17 protein-coding genes and 3 pseudogenes are annotated in these 15,677 nt (G+C 65.1%); 7 read left to right on the plus strand and 13 right to left on the minus strand.

Annotated features, from left to right (window positions below; translation table 11 throughout):
- Window positions 1-831 precede the first annotated feature (831 nt).
- From ACTHQX_RS18660 to ACTHQX_RS18685, 6 genes and pseudogenes are all read right to left on the minus strand, one after another.
- On the minus strand, window positions 832-1,341 hold the full coding sequence (locus ACTHQX_RS18660; RefSeq protein WP_440158662.1) for a hypothetical protein: 510 nt from the start codon (window positions 1,339-1,341) through the stop codon (window positions 832-834).
- A 291-nt stretch (window positions 1,342-1,632) separates the two neighbouring features.
- A pseudogene (locus tag ACTHQX_RS18665) lies at window positions 1,633-1,878 on the minus strand (alanine dehydrogenase); the annotation flags it as partial.
- A 468-nt stretch (window positions 1,879-2,346) separates the two neighbouring features.
- The gene (locus ACTHQX_RS18670) at window positions 2,347-2,769 is read right to left on the minus strand and encodes a diacylglycerol/lipid kinase family protein (protein ID WP_440158718.1); all 423 of its coding nucleotides are present in this window, start codon (window positions 2,767-2,769) and stop codon (window positions 2,347-2,349) included.
- Window positions 2,770-2,902: 133 nt separating this feature from the next.
- Window positions 2,903-3,250, minus strand: a pseudogene (locus ACTHQX_RS18675) (acylglycerol kinase family protein); the annotation flags it as partial.
- A gap of 7 nt (window positions 3,251-3,257) precedes the next feature.
- Window positions 3,258-3,500 carry a hypothetical protein gene (locus ACTHQX_RS18680; RefSeq protein WP_440158661.1) on the minus strand — a complete coding sequence of 81 codons (243 nt, stop codon included), beginning with the start codon at window positions 3,498-3,500 and terminating at the stop codon, window positions 3,258-3,260.
- Window positions 3,501-3,596: 96 nt separating this feature from the next.
- Window positions 3,597-4,148, minus strand: a complete 552-nt coding sequence (locus ACTHQX_RS18685) for a dihydrofolate reductase family protein (RefSeq protein WP_440158716.1) — start codon at window positions 4,146-4,148, stop codon at window positions 3,597-3,599.
- 412 nt (window positions 4,149-4,560) lie between these two features.
- Here ACTHQX_RS18685 and ACTHQX_RS18690 point away from each other — a divergent pair, with 412 nt between their 5' ends.
- From ACTHQX_RS18690 to ACTHQX_RS18700, 3 genes and pseudogenes are all read left to right on the plus strand, one after another.
- Entirely contained in the window at window positions 4,561-5,019 is a 459-nt protein-coding gene (locus ACTHQX_RS18690; RefSeq protein ID WP_440158660.1) for a hypothetical protein, read from the plus strand.
- Between the two features lie 215 nt (window positions 5,020-5,234).
- Window positions 5,235-5,327 (plus strand): annotated as a pseudogene (locus tag ACTHQX_RS18695) (ABC transporter permease); the annotation flags it as partial.
- 92 nt (window positions 5,328-5,419) lie between these two features.
- Window positions 5,420-6,001: a dihydrofolate reductase family protein gene (locus tag ACTHQX_RS18700; RefSeq protein ID WP_440158659.1), complete on the plus strand. Its 582-nt coding sequence runs from the start codon at window positions 5,420-5,422 to the stop codon at window positions 5,999-6,001.
- A gap of 31 nt (window positions 6,002-6,032) precedes the next feature.
- Here the strand turns inward: ACTHQX_RS18700 and ACTHQX_RS18705 are convergent, their stop codons facing one another.
- From ACTHQX_RS18705 to ACTHQX_RS18720, 4 genes are all read right to left on the minus strand, one after another.
- Window positions 6,033-6,728 carry a maleylpyruvate isomerase family mycothiol-dependent enzyme gene (locus ACTHQX_RS18705; protein ID WP_440158658.1) on the minus strand — a complete coding sequence of 232 codons (696 nt, stop codon included), beginning with the start codon at window positions 6,726-6,728 and terminating at the stop codon, window positions 6,033-6,035.
- Window positions 6,729-6,736: 8 nt separating this feature from the next.
- Complete coding sequence (locus ACTHQX_RS18710) at window positions 6,737-7,132, minus strand: hypothetical protein (protein WP_440158657.1); 396 nt, start codon at window positions 7,130-7,132, stop codon at window positions 6,737-6,739.
- Window positions 7,129-7,473 (minus strand): PadR family transcriptional regulator, encoded by a 345-nt coding sequence (locus tag ACTHQX_RS18715; protein ID WP_440158656.1) that lies wholly within the window; start codon window positions 7,471-7,473, stop codon window positions 7,129-7,131. Before ACTHQX_RS18715 ends, ACTHQX_RS18710 begins: the two co-directional genes overlap by 4 nt.
- Before the next feature lie 184 nt (window positions 7,474-7,657).
- On the minus strand, window positions 7,658-9,211 hold the full coding sequence (locus tag ACTHQX_RS18720) for a PucR family transcriptional regulator (protein WP_440158655.1): 1,554 nt from the start codon (window positions 9,209-9,211) through the stop codon (window positions 7,658-7,660).
- A 127-nt stretch (window positions 9,212-9,338) separates the two neighbouring features.
- Between ACTHQX_RS18720 and ACTHQX_RS18725 the strand changes: the two genes are divergently transcribed.
- On the plus strand, window positions 9,339-10,871 hold the full coding sequence (locus ACTHQX_RS18725; RefSeq protein ID WP_440158654.1) for a purine-cytosine permease family protein: 1,533 nt from the start codon (window positions 9,339-9,341) through the stop codon (window positions 10,869-10,871).
- Between the two features lie 48 nt (window positions 10,872-10,919).
- A complete protein-coding gene (locus ACTHQX_RS18730; protein WP_440158653.1) occupies window positions 10,920-11,885 on the plus strand; it encodes a polysaccharide deacetylase family protein in 966 nt (321 codons plus the stop codon).
- 106 nt (window positions 11,886-11,991) lie between these two features.
- Here the strand turns inward: ACTHQX_RS18730 and ACTHQX_RS18735 are convergent, their stop codons facing one another.
- Together ACTHQX_RS18735 and ACTHQX_RS18740 are read right to left on the minus strand one after the other, a co-directional pair.
- Window positions 11,992-13,212, minus strand: a complete 1,221-nt coding sequence (locus ACTHQX_RS18735) for a glycoside hydrolase family 3 N-terminal domain-containing protein (protein ID WP_440158652.1) — start codon at window positions 13,210-13,212, stop codon at window positions 11,992-11,994.
- Between the two features lie 376 nt (window positions 13,213-13,588).
- The gene (locus tag ACTHQX_RS18740) at window positions 13,589-14,497 is read right to left on the minus strand and encodes a helix-turn-helix transcriptional regulator (protein WP_440158651.1); all 909 of its coding nucleotides are present in this window, start codon (window positions 14,495-14,497) and stop codon (window positions 13,589-13,591) included.
- A 129-nt stretch (window positions 14,498-14,626) separates the two neighbouring features.
- Here ACTHQX_RS18740 and ACTHQX_RS18745 point away from each other — a divergent pair, with 129 nt between their 5' ends.
- Window positions 14,627-15,040 (plus strand): (R)-mandelonitrile lyase, encoded by a 414-nt coding sequence (locus ACTHQX_RS18745; RefSeq protein ID WP_440158650.1) that lies wholly within the window; start codon window positions 14,627-14,629, stop codon window positions 15,038-15,040.
- 19 nt (window positions 15,041-15,059) lie between these two features.
- On the plus strand, window positions 15,060-15,380 hold the full coding sequence (locus ACTHQX_RS18750; RefSeq protein WP_440158649.1) for a carboxymuconolactone decarboxylase family protein: 321 nt from the start codon (window positions 15,060-15,062) through the stop codon (window positions 15,378-15,380).
- Between the two features lie 119 nt (window positions 15,381-15,499).
- Here the strand turns inward: ACTHQX_RS18750 and ACTHQX_RS18755 are convergent, their stop codons facing one another.
- Window positions 15,500-15,676 carry a CsbD family protein gene (locus tag ACTHQX_RS18755; protein ID WP_440158715.1) on the minus strand — a complete coding sequence of 59 codons (177 nt, stop codon included), beginning with the start codon at window positions 15,674-15,676 and terminating at the stop codon, window positions 15,500-15,502.
- Window position 15,677: the final 1 nt, after the last annotated feature.

The following is a 15,677-nucleotide window of genomic DNA, read 5'->3' on the forward strand; positions in this document are numbered from 1 at the left end:
TCCACCAATAAACTTGGGGTTGCTTCTGTTGCAACGCTGTTGCACCAGAGTAGGCGTGACACAGCTCACCCGTCAATGGGTACTTTTACTGTCATCCGGGAGTCACCCCTTCGCGGCGTTGCTGAACGGCGATTCTTAGCTGGGAAATGAAGTTGCTTTCACCGCAACGAGGTTGTGACCATAGCCGCGATGGAGGCAGGCCGAGCTGGAACGCGTCCTCACTTCTCGTCGCGTTTTCCCTGACGCGTCCTCACCTTTGGTCGGGTTGCAGGCGCCACGAGCGCCTGGTATTGCTGGGGGTGGCCGGCTCGTCGCGTAGGGCTTATGCTCCGATACTCGAAGGCTGCGCCAGCTAGCGGTCGTCGTGGTTTTTGGCCCAGCGTCTTTTCAACGCTTTGCTGTTGTGCCGCGCCAGATCCAGAAACTCGGTCAGTGCGTCCGCTGGGCGCGGCAAACTGTTGGGTCCGGTGCTGTCCGCCGCAGAGCTCCGGTCATCCCTGACCCTGTTTGTTTACCGGATACGTTGATTCTCGACACGTCGTTGCCGCTGGCTGCGACGCAGTCCGTCAGAACCGCTGACTGCGTAACGGCTCTGATAGGGAACTGTGAACTCGTCGTTAGTCAGCGCCTGAGGTTAACGATTCCAAGGCCGTTGGCTTGACCGATTCATCGCTCTGCTCTTGACCAGCATGCGCGCACTAACGTCAAATAGCGAACTGGACGTCCTTCACAGGCACTGGCTGGAGTTACTTACCGCAGGTTGACGGGCCAGATGGCAACCGGGAATGTGGAGATTGCTTTCTTTTTCGGCCGATCCAGCGAGGATATCCTTCATTCTGTTGTGGCGGGCGTTGTGTTCATCGGTACCAGCCAGCCGACGGAGCGTTCAAAATTGGAAGCGAGTGTCCCCGTTCCCGGCCCAGTACTGCCTACGGTCGAGAGGTAGATAACACCGGCTTCGGCGCCTACCGTGTCGAGTCGTTCCCTGGCCCAGACCTTGGCGTCTTTCAGGCTCTTCATGGGAATGGTTTCCCTGGTTGTGTCGGAATCAGTGGGGTGGATATCCAGCTGATAGTCCCCTTCTTGAGGATGTCGGGGCAGGTGGAGGGGTTTGTTCTCGTCGCGCCTGCTGATTAGGACTTGCGCGGAGGCCTGAAGAATCGAAGGGTCCACGTGGTTACTGCCATGCGCGTATTTCTCCCTCCTCATTCGCGAGACTACGCTCTCCACGTTGTCCTCACCGCTGACCGCGCAGGCAGATCCGGCGACGTCAGCTTCTGAACCACCCAGACTTTTCAGATACAGCATGAATTGTTCGGAGCTGGACTGGTTGGGGTTCATGCACCCTCCCTGAGGGTAGTTGCGCGGCAAGTGCCGACACACCCAACACTAGGCCCGGCGGACCCCAATGCACCTGAAGTGCCCCAAGAAAATCGTTCCTGCGGCTTTGTTCATCCCGCCGGAACGCTGAAGCAGTCGAAGGGCGCCATGGGGCGCATGCCAAGCTCGCAGCCGTGGCAGCCGGGGTTGCTAGCCCGGAATCGGGGAGCGTCACAACCTCGAACCGGCCGCTACACCCGAGCGAGGTCGAACATCCGCTCGCCCAACCTGGGCGCTGAGGTGACGTAGCCTCTAGGCATGTAGTGGGAAGTGTGGGTACTCCGGCTCCCGCTGCTGGAACTGCAGCACGTCCTGGTTCAGGACCACGCCGTCGCGGATTTCGATCGCGCGGCTGATGGTCTCGTTCCCCGTCCAGGCTGTGGGACCCGCTATCACGGTTTCCAGGAAGGGCAGCAGGGCTTCGCTGATCTCCCAACTGGAGGAGTTCCAGAGGTAGGAGGGACTGTGGTCCACCGCGTAGTAGTCGATGTGGTCGCCCGCTCGTCGGGTTTTCGGGTGCTGGAAAGGACACCGAGGGTGAGGTGTTCTGTCAAACCGCTCACTTCTTAGGGCTCGTGGACTTGGCGGCGGTGGCCTTGTCTCCCGGGCCGGGGGTGCTGAAGCGGCCTTCTTGTCGGCGCGCTTTTGCTTGATGGATTTGCCGGATTTCTTGGATGCTGATTGGCGGGGGGATTTGTCAGCCATGATTGCTCCTGTAACGGAACCGAAGGGGTTCCTGACTTCGAACGATACAGGTGCCGTCTTAACGCGGCCTCGGAGCCGTCGGTGCCGATCGCTAGAATGCTCGCGGTCCGTGGGGAGTCCGGCGGCAGGCTGGCAAAAGACACGTAAGGGGTGTCTCGTTATGGGAGCAAAGCCAGGGCAATCAGGCCGGGCGGCAAAGCTGTACGAACGCCTATCCGGGCGGGGCGGCAAACACGTCATTCATCAGAAGGGCGCTCTGGGTCAGATAACGGCCAGGGCGCCCTTCGCGCTTTCCACCAGAACATGGGTGGCGGCTGGAAGATGTGTGACCTCGCCGTCAATCTGGCAAGGAACAGCATCCCGCGTGGTGAAGTCGTAGCTGCTGACGCTTGGTTGATTCCCGAGTCCCAGCGTCACCGCCCGAAGAGTCATCAGAGCCATCTTCCAGCGCCCGGAGTGGGGGAGCGTCACAACCTCGAACCGGCCGTCGTCGGGGCCGACCGACTCGCTGACCGTCCCATACTTGGCCATCCGCGAAATATTGGCCAGGATCAAGCTGTCGAATCGGGCGGTGGCCCCGTCTGCCCGGACAAGCTCGAACGGGCTCAAGTGAGAGAGCGTGCGCGCCACGGACAGAAGTTCGAGGAATTTGCCCTTTCCCCCGCTCTCGATTCCGATTGCCATCAGCGGCGTAAGCCCGAAACCTATGTAGGTGCGCGTAGTGAACCTTTGCCGGCGGCTCCTTCCCAAAGGTTATGCGCAACAGGTCGATGTGCCGGACCTGCCCTTCCCGGACAGCCTCCAGCAATGTAGTTACCGGCATGCTCCGGTGATGGTCATTGGCGTTACCTGCCGCGACGACGGTGCACACAGCCTTGCTGTCTGGAACGTCCATCACCCCGTTGACAACCTCGTTGTACCCGCCGTCGCCGCTAACGGAAACAATAAGCGGAGACCCTGTGGCGGCCACGGACCGTGCCAGGTCCCGCGCATGCCCCGCAAAGTCGGTCGGCAGCAAATCAACCCGCAGATCCGGCGCTCCGGCGGCGAGCTCCCGTTGCAGCTCGTTGATCCTTGCGCTCATACCGGGCTTGCCGGGATTGAAGACCAGCACAGTCCGATCAAAACGTGCTGCCGGTGCCCCCTTCGGGCCACTCGCTGTCATCGGCGTTTCAGCGCTCTCGTTCCCCCAGGTCGTCGGCTACGCGGCGAAGGTCCTGGACCCAGCCGGTTGAACGGCTGGGCGCTCCCGAACTGGCTTCAAAGTTGCCAAGAGCTTCCGCTATGCGCTCCAGTGCTTCCGAGATGTTGGCCTTGACCGCCGCGTAGCCTTCTTCCGAGCGGGGGTCGGAAGAAGCCGAAGACAGCAGTTCCGCTCCGGACTTGATGACCAGTGAAGCCTCGTACTCGTTCACACATGCACCTGACTTCCTTGTGTTGGACGTGCGGTATGTTTTCGTCAGCACAACCATACATCTGCGAGGCTTCTGACAGCCGAAGCGTTGACTGGTTCAGTCGTTGCGCACGCTGTAGGTGCTGACGACATTGCCCTTGCTGGTCCTGTACTGGTCCTTGAGTTCCAGCCTCGTGAGCGGGTCGCCATCTTCGAACAGCCGCCGCCCGCTGCCGGCCACCACGGGGTGAGTCATCAGGGTCAACTCATCGAGGAGGCCGGCGAACAGCAATTGCCGCGTGACCGAAATGCTTCCGCATACGGCGATCTCGCCGCCGTCGCGCTTTTTGAGATCTGATACGAATTCCTCCAGCGGTGCCTCGATCAGGTGCGAGTTTTCCCACTCCAGCGGCTCGGACAGGGTGCGCGATACGACGAACTTTTCCACCGGGTTGATGAAGGCGACGAAGTCCTCGTCCCGGGAGGCGTTCGGCCAGTAGCCCGCCCATTCCTGATAGCTGACCCGCCCGAGGACGACCGTGTCCACGGTGTTGATCATCTTGGTCAGCCCCTTGCCCAGGTCCTCATCGAAGCTGTCGAACTGGAACTTGAACGGGTCCTGCACCACGCCGTCCACGGAGTGGAACAGTCCGGCGGTCACTTTGCGCATCGCTTCCTCCAAAATCGGGTCGTCAGGCAATACCGTATTCGGCCGCAGCTGGCGTGGGAAGGTTTTGAAGCAGTCGCGTGCGGCGGTTTGACATGCCGAAGCTGGGCGGATGAACTGTGGGGACGTGCAATGATGCAGCCCGTTGCCCGGCTTTACGTTAACGCTGCCGTGGGGAACCACGCCAAGAATGATGGGCGGGCTGCAATTATCAAAAAGACAATGGACCACAAGGTCCGGCTGAAGGCCGTGCAGGCCGGCGAATTTGTGAAGCTCGGCGGGATCCCTCTGCGTGTTCTCTCGACTCGCCGCGACGCCGGCCTCGTGACCTTGAAACTTGAAGATAGACCGGAAAGACCCATGACGCTGGTAGGTCGGGCGGATATGGCGGTTCATCGCCCGAAAGCAACCTAAGGTGGCTCACCGCGCCGCCTTCGTTATTGCCGGTGCCATCGCGCTTTTTCTTTCGGCATGTTCGGCACCGCAGGGCGAGCCCGCTTCCGTGTCGGCTGTGCCGTCGGTTCAGCAGGAAATGCCGACGGCGGTGGTACAGAGTGCGGGAGGCAAGAAGGCCGTGGTGCACGCCGGAGTGTCGACCGCGCCCGAGGAAAGCGGCCAGCTCGTCGGCAATCTTGCCGCGGATGGTGCCGGATGCATTGTGGTGCGGGCTAGCGACGGGGAAGAAACCACTCTGGTCTTTCCTCAAGGCACGGCGTTCAAGGGCGAATCCCTGGCATTGCCGGACGGTTCATCCCTGTCCGCGGGGGATAACGTGGCCCTGGACGGTGCGCGTGTTCCGGCTGACGAGAAATTGAGCGTGTGCCCGAACTACTTCAGGCTCTTCTCAGTAGTGAGAGCCACCGTCAGCCCATAGCGGCAGGACGTGCGGACGCGTTGGGCTAGAAGCGGCAGGATGTGAGGACGCGTTCCCGTCGGCGATGGCCCTCAGGCGTCTCCGGGAGGATTGGCGAAAAACGGCAGGACCTGATGGAGGGTCTGGATCTAAGCGGCGAAAAGCCAGGAAGCGCTCGGTCACCCGAACGCTTTCTCAGCTTTCGTCGTCGTACCCCCAACGCTTCCTCAGCTTGGGACGGCGCCGGCGGCATCTCCTACCCCCTGATATTCCTGCCGTTCATCAGCTCAGCCTCTGTCCCAACGGCCACCATGCCGGGTCCTGTGCGCTCTACCGGCGCAAGATCTCGTAGGGCTGCGTCGTGCCACCAGCCGCGAAGAGCAACTAATCTGGGGGCACGCGAAAGCAAGAGGAGAGCCCCATGGGCAAGGTGGTCATGTACAGCTCGGTGTCGGTGGATGGCTTCATCGCAGACGAGAACGACCAGCCCGGACCCCTGTTCGACTGGTTGACCAGCGGCGACGTGCCGTTGGATGAGAGCGGCGAATTGAAGGTGTCGCAGGCGTCCTACGACTACACCCGGCCCTACTGGGACCAGATCGGGGCGACCGTCGTCGGCCGCCACGTCTTCGACATGACGGACGGTTGGGACGGGAAGCCTCCGGGCGGGATCGACCACATGGTCGTCGTGACGCACCGGCCGGAGCCTGAGGGGTGGGATGCCGAGGCGCCGTTTCACTTCGTCGACGGCGTCGAGGCAGCCGTGGCCAAGGCGAAGGAGCTTGCAGGTGACCGCATGGTCGAGGTCGCTGCTGGCGACGTCGGCGGCCAGGTGCTTGCCGCGGGCCTGGTCGAGGAGGTGCGCATGGACGTCGTGCCCGTCGCGTTCGGGTCCGGCAAACGCTACTTCGGGTCGGTCCACGCGCAGCACCTGTTGGAGGATCCTGACGTGGTGATTCAGGGCAACAGGGTGCTTCATTTGCGCTATCGGGTGCGCCGTTGACCGGTCTGAGCGGGTGCGCGAGACGGATCGTTTACGGCGTCAGCGGACCGCGGATGACGCGCAACGCGAGGCCGACGTCGCCGTCGAGCACAGCCGTTCCGGAAAGGCTGGCGCGGCCCCAGAGGCCCAAGTACATTTCCTGCGGCGCTGCTGTGACCGACGCCGCGACCTCTCCCGCCCCGAAGTTCCAGGCCGTGCCGCCCGGTACGCGGAACGTCACAGCCTTTCCCGGGTCGGTCATTCGCTGCAGCCGGAGCTGCCGTGGGGCAAACATCGCCAGCGCCTCGTCGATGCCGTCGAGCATGAAGTCTTCGGTGAATTCCGGGCCCGCCAGGCCGGATGACTGGTGGGCGTCGACGAGGTGGATGGCGTGTTCGTGCGCCTGCCGGCGGAGCCAGAAACCGGCCGTGCGTGGGGGAGGGCCGAAGTTCCAGCACGGCGCCGCCGGATCCAGGGAAGACATGGTGGCCAGAAAGTCAGGCGCTCCATCGAGGAACCATGCTGCGGCCTTCTCCGCTGGTGGGGCAGGCTCCGTGACATATTTGCCGGCACGAATCACTGCGGCAGCCCACCGTTCAATCGAGCCGAGATGCCCGAAAAGCGCATCCAGGGTCCATCCCGGACAGGCCGGAACTGGGCTTTTCAGCATGCCCTCGGACTGGCGAGCCAGTGCTTCGAGGGCGCCGAGGCTGCTGGTGAGTTCGGCAAGGTAGCGACCGGGCAACATGGGTCGATCTACCCCGGTACACCTTGGGTGAGCCGCGGTGCCGGTCTCAGGTAGTCGACAAAGAATCCGATGAGGGTGCCGCCGAAGACCAACGCCAGCGCTGGCATAAGCGATACCGGGCCCACGTATGTCCGGATGTCAACGCCGACGAACATCAGGAGAACCGATGCCACTACGTAAGCGAGAGCCAGCAGCGCAGCGACGGCGCCGACGACCTTCCCTCGGGACCAGTGGTTCTTCTTGGGAAACTGCTGGGCGTATTCTGCGGCCGTGCCAAACTCTTCTCTCGCCGGTACCCCGGTAGCCGCTTCATGGGAGCGGATATCTTCCAGCCCTTCAGCGATTTCACGTTCCGAGAATCCGCGTATCCGGAGATTGAAGGCGAGGTCACGCTCGTATTTCATGGAGTTTCCTGTCTGTCTGCGCGAAAATTCTTCAGCACTTCATCCATCTGGGACCAGGCCTTCGCCGCTCTTGCCAGCTCCTGGCGGCCCTGTTCCGTGACTGCAAATTGTTTGCGTCCTGGCCCTGCAGCGTCGTGCTGCCATTCATGCCTGACCAGGCCTTGGTCTTCCAGCCGTTTCAACAGCGGGTACAAGGTTCCGCCTTTAATCTTGCGGAACCCCCGCGAGCTCAGCACCTCGAGCATGGCGTAGCCGTGCATCTCGCCGTGGGTCAGCACCGCGAGTACCGCATGCGGCAGAGCTGCCCTGGTCAGCTCCTGCTGCCAATCGATTTCTTGCACGGTTAGATAGTGGCACTACTTAGGTTGCATGGCAAGCTGTGGTGCACAGGGGTGCACCAGCAGCCGAAACAGCAGGTGATGCTTTGAAGCGACGGGATGTGAGGACGCGTTTGGGTTTAGGCGGTGGGATGTGAGAGGGCGTTGGGTGGGAGGCGACGGGATGTGAGGACGCGTTGGGTGGGTGCTAGGGGAGTGGGGCCAGGCGGGTAGCCAGATGCAGGCCGACGAGGCGGCCGGTTCCCCGGGGGTCGCCGCCACAGAGGTCGAAGATGCGCTGCAGCCGGTGGTACATCGACTGCCGTTCGAGGTGCAGCTCGCGTGCTGCCTGCGCCGTGTTGCAGCCGGAGTCGAGCCACACCGTCAGGGTCTGCAGGAGCTGCGAGTTCCGCTGCTCGTCGTGCTCGAGGACCGGGCCCAGTGTCCGGCGGACGAAGTCGCGGCGGGCGCCGGCGTCGATACTCTCGGCGGCCAGTCGCTCGGCAACAAAGGCATCCGCGTCCCGCACCTGCCGGGCGGGACCGCCGGCTCGTCCACTCCGCGGCGCCAGGTCCAGCGTCCGGCGGGCCTCGGCCATGGACCAGGCCGCCTCGCCGATGCCCAGCCCCAGAGGTCCGACGGCGACCGTGGAACCTTCCGGAACTTCCAGGTTGCCCAGCGCCTCGATCAGTAACGACCGCGCGGCCCGCGTTCCCTCACGGGGGAGGCCGGCCAGCGCGATGAGCTCCAGCTTGTCCGCGTAGCTCGCCGCATGCGGCACCGCCCCTGCCAGGACCACGTCCAGCGCCGGGCGCAGCCGGCCCGATGCGGCGGAGCGGACCATGACGGCGGCCACCGGACCGTCGATGGCGAACCCCGCCGCTGCCCCCAACTGCTCCAGCCGCCATGGCTGGACGCCGGAATGGACGGCGCGCATCAGTTCCGCTCCCCCCAGTTCCTTCAGGCCCGGCGGCATCCGCTGCAGCAACGCCAGGCCGAGAATGTCGACGGACCGTTCGCCCGCCACCCGGACAAACGTCGGGTCGATGCCTTCAGGCAGTTCCAGCTCCAGCCGCGCTGCCAGCACACCGCGGACCGGAACGTCCACCGCCGTCGTACTCACCGCCGTCGTACTTACTGCCCCGGAACCGACTGTCCCCAAACCGCCGGTCCCCGGACCGCCGTCGGAAGCGCCGCCGTCGGCCGCTCCGGCACTCCCCAGCGTCAGCCCCGCCGGTGACACCAGCCGCACGCCGGTCCCGGTCTGCCCGGCGAGCACGGCGAGAACCTCGTCCAGCCCGCCGCCGTGGGCGAGTTCGGCGGCCATGGCGTGGCTGATCTCGTCGCCGCGCTGCAGCAGTTCCACGGACTGGCCGACCAAGATCGAGTTGATCTCCTGCATGATGCCGACGAAGGGCGCCACCTTGCGGAGCTCGAACAGTGGCAGGCCGTTGGACTCGGCGGCAACCAGCATTGACTCGGGAATGTCGGGCAGCGACGGCCCGGTCTCGATGGCCAGGGCGGCCACGCCGCGTCCGGCGAGCTCGCGCACGTAGCCGACCCGCCGTTCATCGGTAGCCGTGGCCAGGGCCTGCCCGCCGGTCAGGAGCAGCTCGCCGCCGCGGAGCAGGGGAGCGATGTCCAAGACCTCGCTCGAGTGCACCCACCGCACCTGCCGCCCGGGAACGGCGGCCGGCGCGGCGCGGAGGAGCGGGTCAGCCGCCTGCACGGTTCGATGCTTCAGGACTTCGTCGAGGAACATAACACTCCGTCATAAGGAAGGGGATTCTCTTAGACGGATCGTACCTTGTTGCTGTGATGCGGCCCACATACGCTTAATTCATCCCTTCTTCACGGAGGCTCTTCTTCCTCATACGGAGGCTTTTCCGATGCACAACTCCTCAACACCGCAGTCCGGGCCCGCAATGGAGCAGGCCGAGGACTTCGAAGCCTGGCTCCAGCCCATTCCCGAATCCGCGCGCACCCGCAAGGTGTCCGGCCAGTTCTGGATCTGGGCCGGCGCAAACCTCGCCCCGATCAACTGGGTCCTCGGCGCCCTGGGCATCAACCTGGGCCTCGGGTTCGCCGACACCGTCACCGTCCTGGTCCTGGGCAACCTGATCGGCATGCTGCTCTTCGGCTGCTTCGTCCTGCTCGGCCAAAAGACCGGAGCCACCGGCATGGTCCTGGCCCGAGCGGCGTTCGGCCGCCGCGGCAACTACCTGCCGGCCGCCATCCAGGCCCTGCTGGTGGTAGGCTGGTGCGCCGTCAACACTTGGATCATCCTCGACCTGGTTATGGCCCTCTTCGGCACACTCGGCTGGGTCGACCCACAAGCCCACAACTACGCGTGGAAGATCGGCGTTGCCACGTTCATCATGGCCGCGCAGGTCGCCATCGCATGGTTCGGCTACAAGGCGATCGCCGCCTTCGAAAAATGGACGGTCCCGCCCACCATCATCATCCTGGTGGTCATGTCCGCCGTCGCATGGTTCGGCCTGAAGATCGACTGGACCTACGCCGGCCCCGCGGGCAACATCCTGGAAGGCTCCGAGCGGATCGCCGCCATGAGCGCCGTGATGACGGCCATCGGCATCGGCTGGGGCATCACCTGGTTCACCTACGCCGCCGACTACTCCCGTTTCGTCAGCACCTCCGTGCCCAAGAAAAAGGTCTACCTGGCCTCGGTCCTGGGCCAGTTCATCCCCGTCGTCTGGCTCGGCGTCCTCGGCGCCAGCCTCGCCACCAACAGCGGCGAGGTCGACCCCGGCAAGCTCATAGTCCAGAACTTCGGTGCCATGGCGCTGCCCGTCCTCCTGATGGTGCTGCACGGGCCCATCGCCACCAACATCCTGAACATCTACACCTTCTCGGTGGCCACGCAAGCACTCGACATCACCATCAGCCGCCGGAAACTTAACCTGTTCGTCGGCGTCTTCTCGCTCATCGCCGTCGTCTACTTCATCTTCCAGGAGGACTTCGCCGCGGTGCTGGACGCCTGGCTGATCGGCCTGGTGGCCTGGGTGGCTGCCTGGGGCGGCGTGATGCTGGTGCACTACTTCTGGCTGGAGAAGCGCTGGCCCGGCAACGTGGAACGGCTGTTCGACGGCGTCGGCACCCGCCGCCTGCCCGTGGTCAACTGGGCCGGCGTGACGTCGCTGCTCGCCGGCATCTTCGCCACCTGGCTGTTCATGTACGGACTGGTTCCGGTGATGCAGGGCCCCATCGCGGTGGCACTGGGCGGCTGGGACCTCTCCTGGCTGGCCGGCGGGCTCACCAGCGCCGCGGTCTACGCGGTTCTCGGGCCCCGGCTGCACCGGCCGTACGTGACGGTGACGTCCGACGGCGGCTCCGCGGCTGTTGCGGCCAACGCGCCTTCCGCCGCCGAGGCACCCCAGCCGGTTCCCGCCGTCGAACTCTAAATCCTTCTGCACCGCTCCACTTCGCCCTCTGACGAAAGGAACCCCGGCATGAGCACCAGCGCCTTCGCGGATTCCCAGCACCCCATCACCTGGCCCGCCGGCTTCACCGCCGCCGCGTCCTTCACCTTCGATGTCGACGCCGAATCCTGCGTCATCGCGCACGACTCCACCAGCACGCGGCGGATGTCGCTCATGAGCCACCAGTCGTACGGGCCGAAGGTCGCGGTGCCGCGGCTGCTGCAGATCCTGGCGCGGCAGGAGGTCCGCGGGACGTTCTTCATCCCCGGGTTCACCGCGGAGTGCTACCCCGACGTGGTGCGGCAGATCGTCGACGGCGGCCATGAGGTTGCGCACCACGGCTATCTGCACGAGCCGATGCAGGGGATCGACGCCGCCACCGAGGCGAGCTACATGGACCGGGGACTGGAGGCACTCGAGAAGGTCGCCGGAATCCGTCCGGTGGGGTACCGGGCACCGTGGTGGGAACTGAACTGGCACTCCCCGGCGCTGCTCGCTGACCGCGGCTTCCTCTACGATTCGAGCCTGCTCGACGGCGATGCGCCGTACCGGATGTCCGTCGCCTCGGGTTCTCCCTCCGGCGCCGGCGACACCCGCGACATCGTGGAGATTCCCGTGGACTGGACCCTGGACGACTGGGAGCAGTACGCGTTCTACCCCGGCGTGACCGGCAGCGGCGTGATCGAAAGCCCCGTGAAGGTGCTGGAGATGTGGACCCTGGAGGCCGAGGCGCACCACTCGCAGGGAAGCTGCTTCGTGCTCACCAACCACCCGTTCATCTCGGGCCGGCCCTCCAAAGCCGTGGCCCTGGAACGGCTGATCGAGCGGGTAAAGGGCATGGACGGCATGTGGGTGACCACGCTGGAGCAGATCGCGGAGCACACCAAGGCGACTGTCACCGAGGTGCACACCCACGCGCGGATCGACGTGCCTGCCGCCCCCGGTTACGGCGCACGGTTCAAGCCGGGGCAGGTGCAGGTGCCCGCACTCAGCTAGCGCGGCTTCGTTTAGTGCGAGCGGACACTTGAGGCCCTTCAGGCAAGGGCCTCAAGTGTCCGTTCGCGCTCGCTGGGTTTCTGCACCTGGCTCTATCGCCGCGCCCCTAGTGCCCGGCCTTGACCGTGAGAACCTTCAGGGCAGCGGCGTTGACCTCCGCCGCGAACGCAGGGCTGTGTTGGGCGAGCTGAAGCACCGCGGTGTACATGGCGGGAATGGCGCGGGGGTTAGCGCACAGCAGCATGGTTCCGCCGGCATGGATGAAGTTCGTGGCCCGGGTGCCCAAGGCCCAGGGAGCCAGCTGCACCGCGTTGCACAGGTCGTCGGACAGGACGGCGCCGGTGAAGTGCAGGTCGGAGCGCAACATCGTCCGCATGACCAGCGGCGAGAACGGCGCGATGTGGCCGGCATCGATGCGCGTGTAGTAGGCGCTGGAGACCATCACCCACCGGGCGCCCGCCTGGATCGCTGTCCGGAACGGCAGCAGGTAGGGGTCGGTGCGTGTGGTGACGGTGTCCTTCACGTTCCGGGTGGTGTCAGTGTTCAGGGTAACGCGGCCCAGGCCGGGGAAGTGCTTGACGACGGGGGCGATGCCCGCCTGCCGCATGCCGGCTGCGAAGGCGCCGCCGTGGGTTGAGACCGCCTGCGGCGTGAACCCGTATTCGCGGGCGAAGAACCCGATGGGCGCGTTGCGCGGGGCGAACTGTCTGCTCGGCACTGTGTCCAGAACCGGCGCCAGGTTCATGGTGAGCCCGGCCGCGCGCAGCTGGCTACCCCACACGCGAGCGTTTGCCTGCAGGGCAGCCGTCGGCTGTGTTCCCTGCGACAGCGCTGTGGGGATCGCCGAGAACCCGGGGCCGCCGAGGACCTGGACGAAGCCGCCCTCCTGGTCGGTGGCCACGGCAAGGCGGATGCCGCCGGTGGTGGCCGCTGACACGGTTGCAGTCATCCGGCGCACGACGGCGGCCGTCGCCGCCGTGCCCGCGCGGCTGCGCCCGGCGAGATACACATTGCCGACGTGGTACCTGGTGAGGCCGGACATCGTGTTGGCGTCCGCTCCGGTGGCCGCGGCCGCCACCATGAACAGCTGGCCGACACGCTGCGCCAGTGTGAGCCGGGCGAGCTGCTGCGCCGGAGTGGGAGCAGCCGTCGCAGTGGGGGCATGGCCGTCGACGGGTTTGCGGATGGCGCGGGGGACAGATGCGGGCTGGCCTCTTGACGGCTGGCTTACGGTGGGCCTGGGCGTTGCGGGCAGAAACCCGGATCTGGCTGCCGGAAGGTTTGCTGGGGGCTGGGACGGGCCGGCCGATGCAGACAGCGGGAGCAAAAGCGCCGCTCCTATTACTGCCAATTTACTTAGATAATGCATGTTCACGCGGCTTTGCTGGGGCACTCATATATCAATGAGCGTACGCCGTTTCTGGCCTGCCGGACCCACCCCGCTCCGCTCTTCGTTTTGCCACGATGAGCAGCAACTCCGAGCCCTAGATGTTGCCGCAGACCCCGGGGCGCAGGAGGACGCCCACTGAGGTCATGGAAATGCCGCCCTGCGGTGTTGGGGGCCATCGCAGGACGGCATGGATCAAAGGTACTGTGCCGGGCTTCGCCCCAACAGCATTTTCGCCGGTGGCGGCGGGATCTTAACGGTTTTTTAACGCCTCCTGCCTTGATATGCGAAGGGCGCGCGGGTCAGCCACGGAGGGTCATCCGTTGGCGGGCTTGGGCTCCAGCGCGGCCTGCCGTGACGAGCCAGCCGCGGGTTGCTCCTGGCTCGCGGCCCAGCTGGCCAGCAGTTTGAGGGCGTCTTCCTCGGCGGAGCCTGGCTGCGCGCTGTAAGCGGTCAGCGTCAGCCCAGGATCAGCCGGCAGGTCCATGGCGTCGAAGGCGAGGTCGAGGGTGCCCACCACCGGGTGGTGGAAGTGCTTGAGGCCGGTCCGGTGGAGGCGCACGTTGTGGGCTGCCCACCGGATGCGGAACTCATCGCTGCGGGTGGACAGTTCCCCGATGAGGTCCTGCAGTGCCTTGTCGTACGGGTCCCTGCCGGCTTCGGTGCGCAGCAAGGCCACGGTGGTGTTCGCCGAGTCTTCCCACGCCGGATAGAACGTGTGGGCGCGCGGGTCGAGGAAGCAGAACCGGGCCAGGTTGACCGGCTGCTCCCCGCGGCCGAACGCTTCCGAGTACAGCGCCCGTCCCAGGCTGTTGATGGCCAGGATGTCCAGCCGCCCGTTGCGCACGAAGGCCGGCGACCCGGTCATCCCGTGAAGGATTGCCTGCAGGCTGGGACGGACCGTCTGCTTGCGGGCGGGTCGACGGCGGGACTTGCCTCCGGCGCTGGCCGCGCGGGCCAGGTCGAACAGGTGCTCACGTTCGGCTTCGTCCAGCTGCAGTGCCCTGGCAACCGCTTCCAGCACGTCATCGGAGGCTCCCGCGAGGTTTCCGCGTTCGAGCCGGGTGTAGTACTCGATGCTGACCCCGGCCAGGGAGGCAACTTCCCCGCGGCGCAGTCCAGGCACGCGCCGGTTGCCGCCGTAATCCTGCAGGCCGGCCTGGTCCGGGGTGATCCTCGCCCTGCGGGAGGCAAGGAAGTCCCGGATTTCGGTGCGGTTGTCCATGCCTACAACGCTAGGGGAATTCCGGCCCTGCGAGGGAGTCCCTGCCGGTACCCCTATGAACAGAGACTCCCATACCCGCCCTGTCTGCGGTTGTCTGGTAACTGAAGACGAACAAGAAGGAGACTCACCGTGGAAATTACGCCCAAGCCGCCCACCGTCAAGAACCCGCCCGAGCAGTTCACCGGCGACGTGTGGTTGGACATGATCGCAAGCCCGCAGAACGACAGTCAGCGCATGGTCGTGGCCAAGGTGCGCTTCGCGCCCGGTGCACGCACCGCCTGGCACAGCCACTCCAACGGCCAGACCCTGCACATCACCGAGGGAATCGGGCTGGTGCAGTCGCGGGGCGGGGAGCTCTTCGAGGTTCACCCCGGTCAGACCGTCTACACGCCGCCCGGAGAACTGCACTGGCACGGAGCCGCCCCGGATAGCTACATGGAGCACCTGGCCATGCTGGAAAGCGGCGGGGACCCGGCCGACGGCGGCTGGTTCGAGCACGTCACCGACGAGGAATACAACGGCCCCCGCACGGCGGCGAAGTAGGAAAAGGCAGGAAAAACCCATGACGGAGAACGAACCGTCCGGCGCCCAGAAGATGTTCGGCGAGTTTGCCCCGAAGCTCGCGCAGCTCACCGACGACGTGCTGTTCGGTGATATGTGGGAACGCCCCGAGCTGTCGCCCCGCGAGCGCAGCCTGGTGACCATCACCGCCCTGGTAGCGGGCGGCAACAGCGAGCAGCTCGGCTACCACGTCTCCCTCGGCCGGAAGAACGGCCTGACCGAAGACGAGATCAAAGAGGCAATCATCCACCTCGCGTTCTACACCGGCTGGCCGAAAGCCATCACCGCGATCATGATCGCCAAGGACATCTTCGCTGGCTAAACCCCCGCCTGCCGGGTGCGCGGCGTCACCGCCGTGCCGGTGCGGGGGAGCGTCGAACGCGGGCGAGGCCCTGTCCGCTCTTACCGGACAGGGCCTCGAGCATTAAAGCGGGATCTTGGTCAGTGCCTCTTGAAGGCGTCCTTGATCTTTTCGCCGGCCTGCTTGAGGTCGGCCCTGATGTGGCGTTCCCTGCCCTCAGCCCTGAGCCGGTTGTCTCCGGTGGCGCGTCCGGCTGCTTCCTTGCTTCTGCCGTGGAGTTTCTCGGCGGCATTGTGGATCTTGTCACCCAAACCCATG

This window comes from Arthrobacter sp. SAFR-023, assembly GCF_051965295.1.
GTDB lineage: Bacteria > Actinomycetota > Actinomycetes > Actinomycetales > Micrococcaceae > Arthrobacter.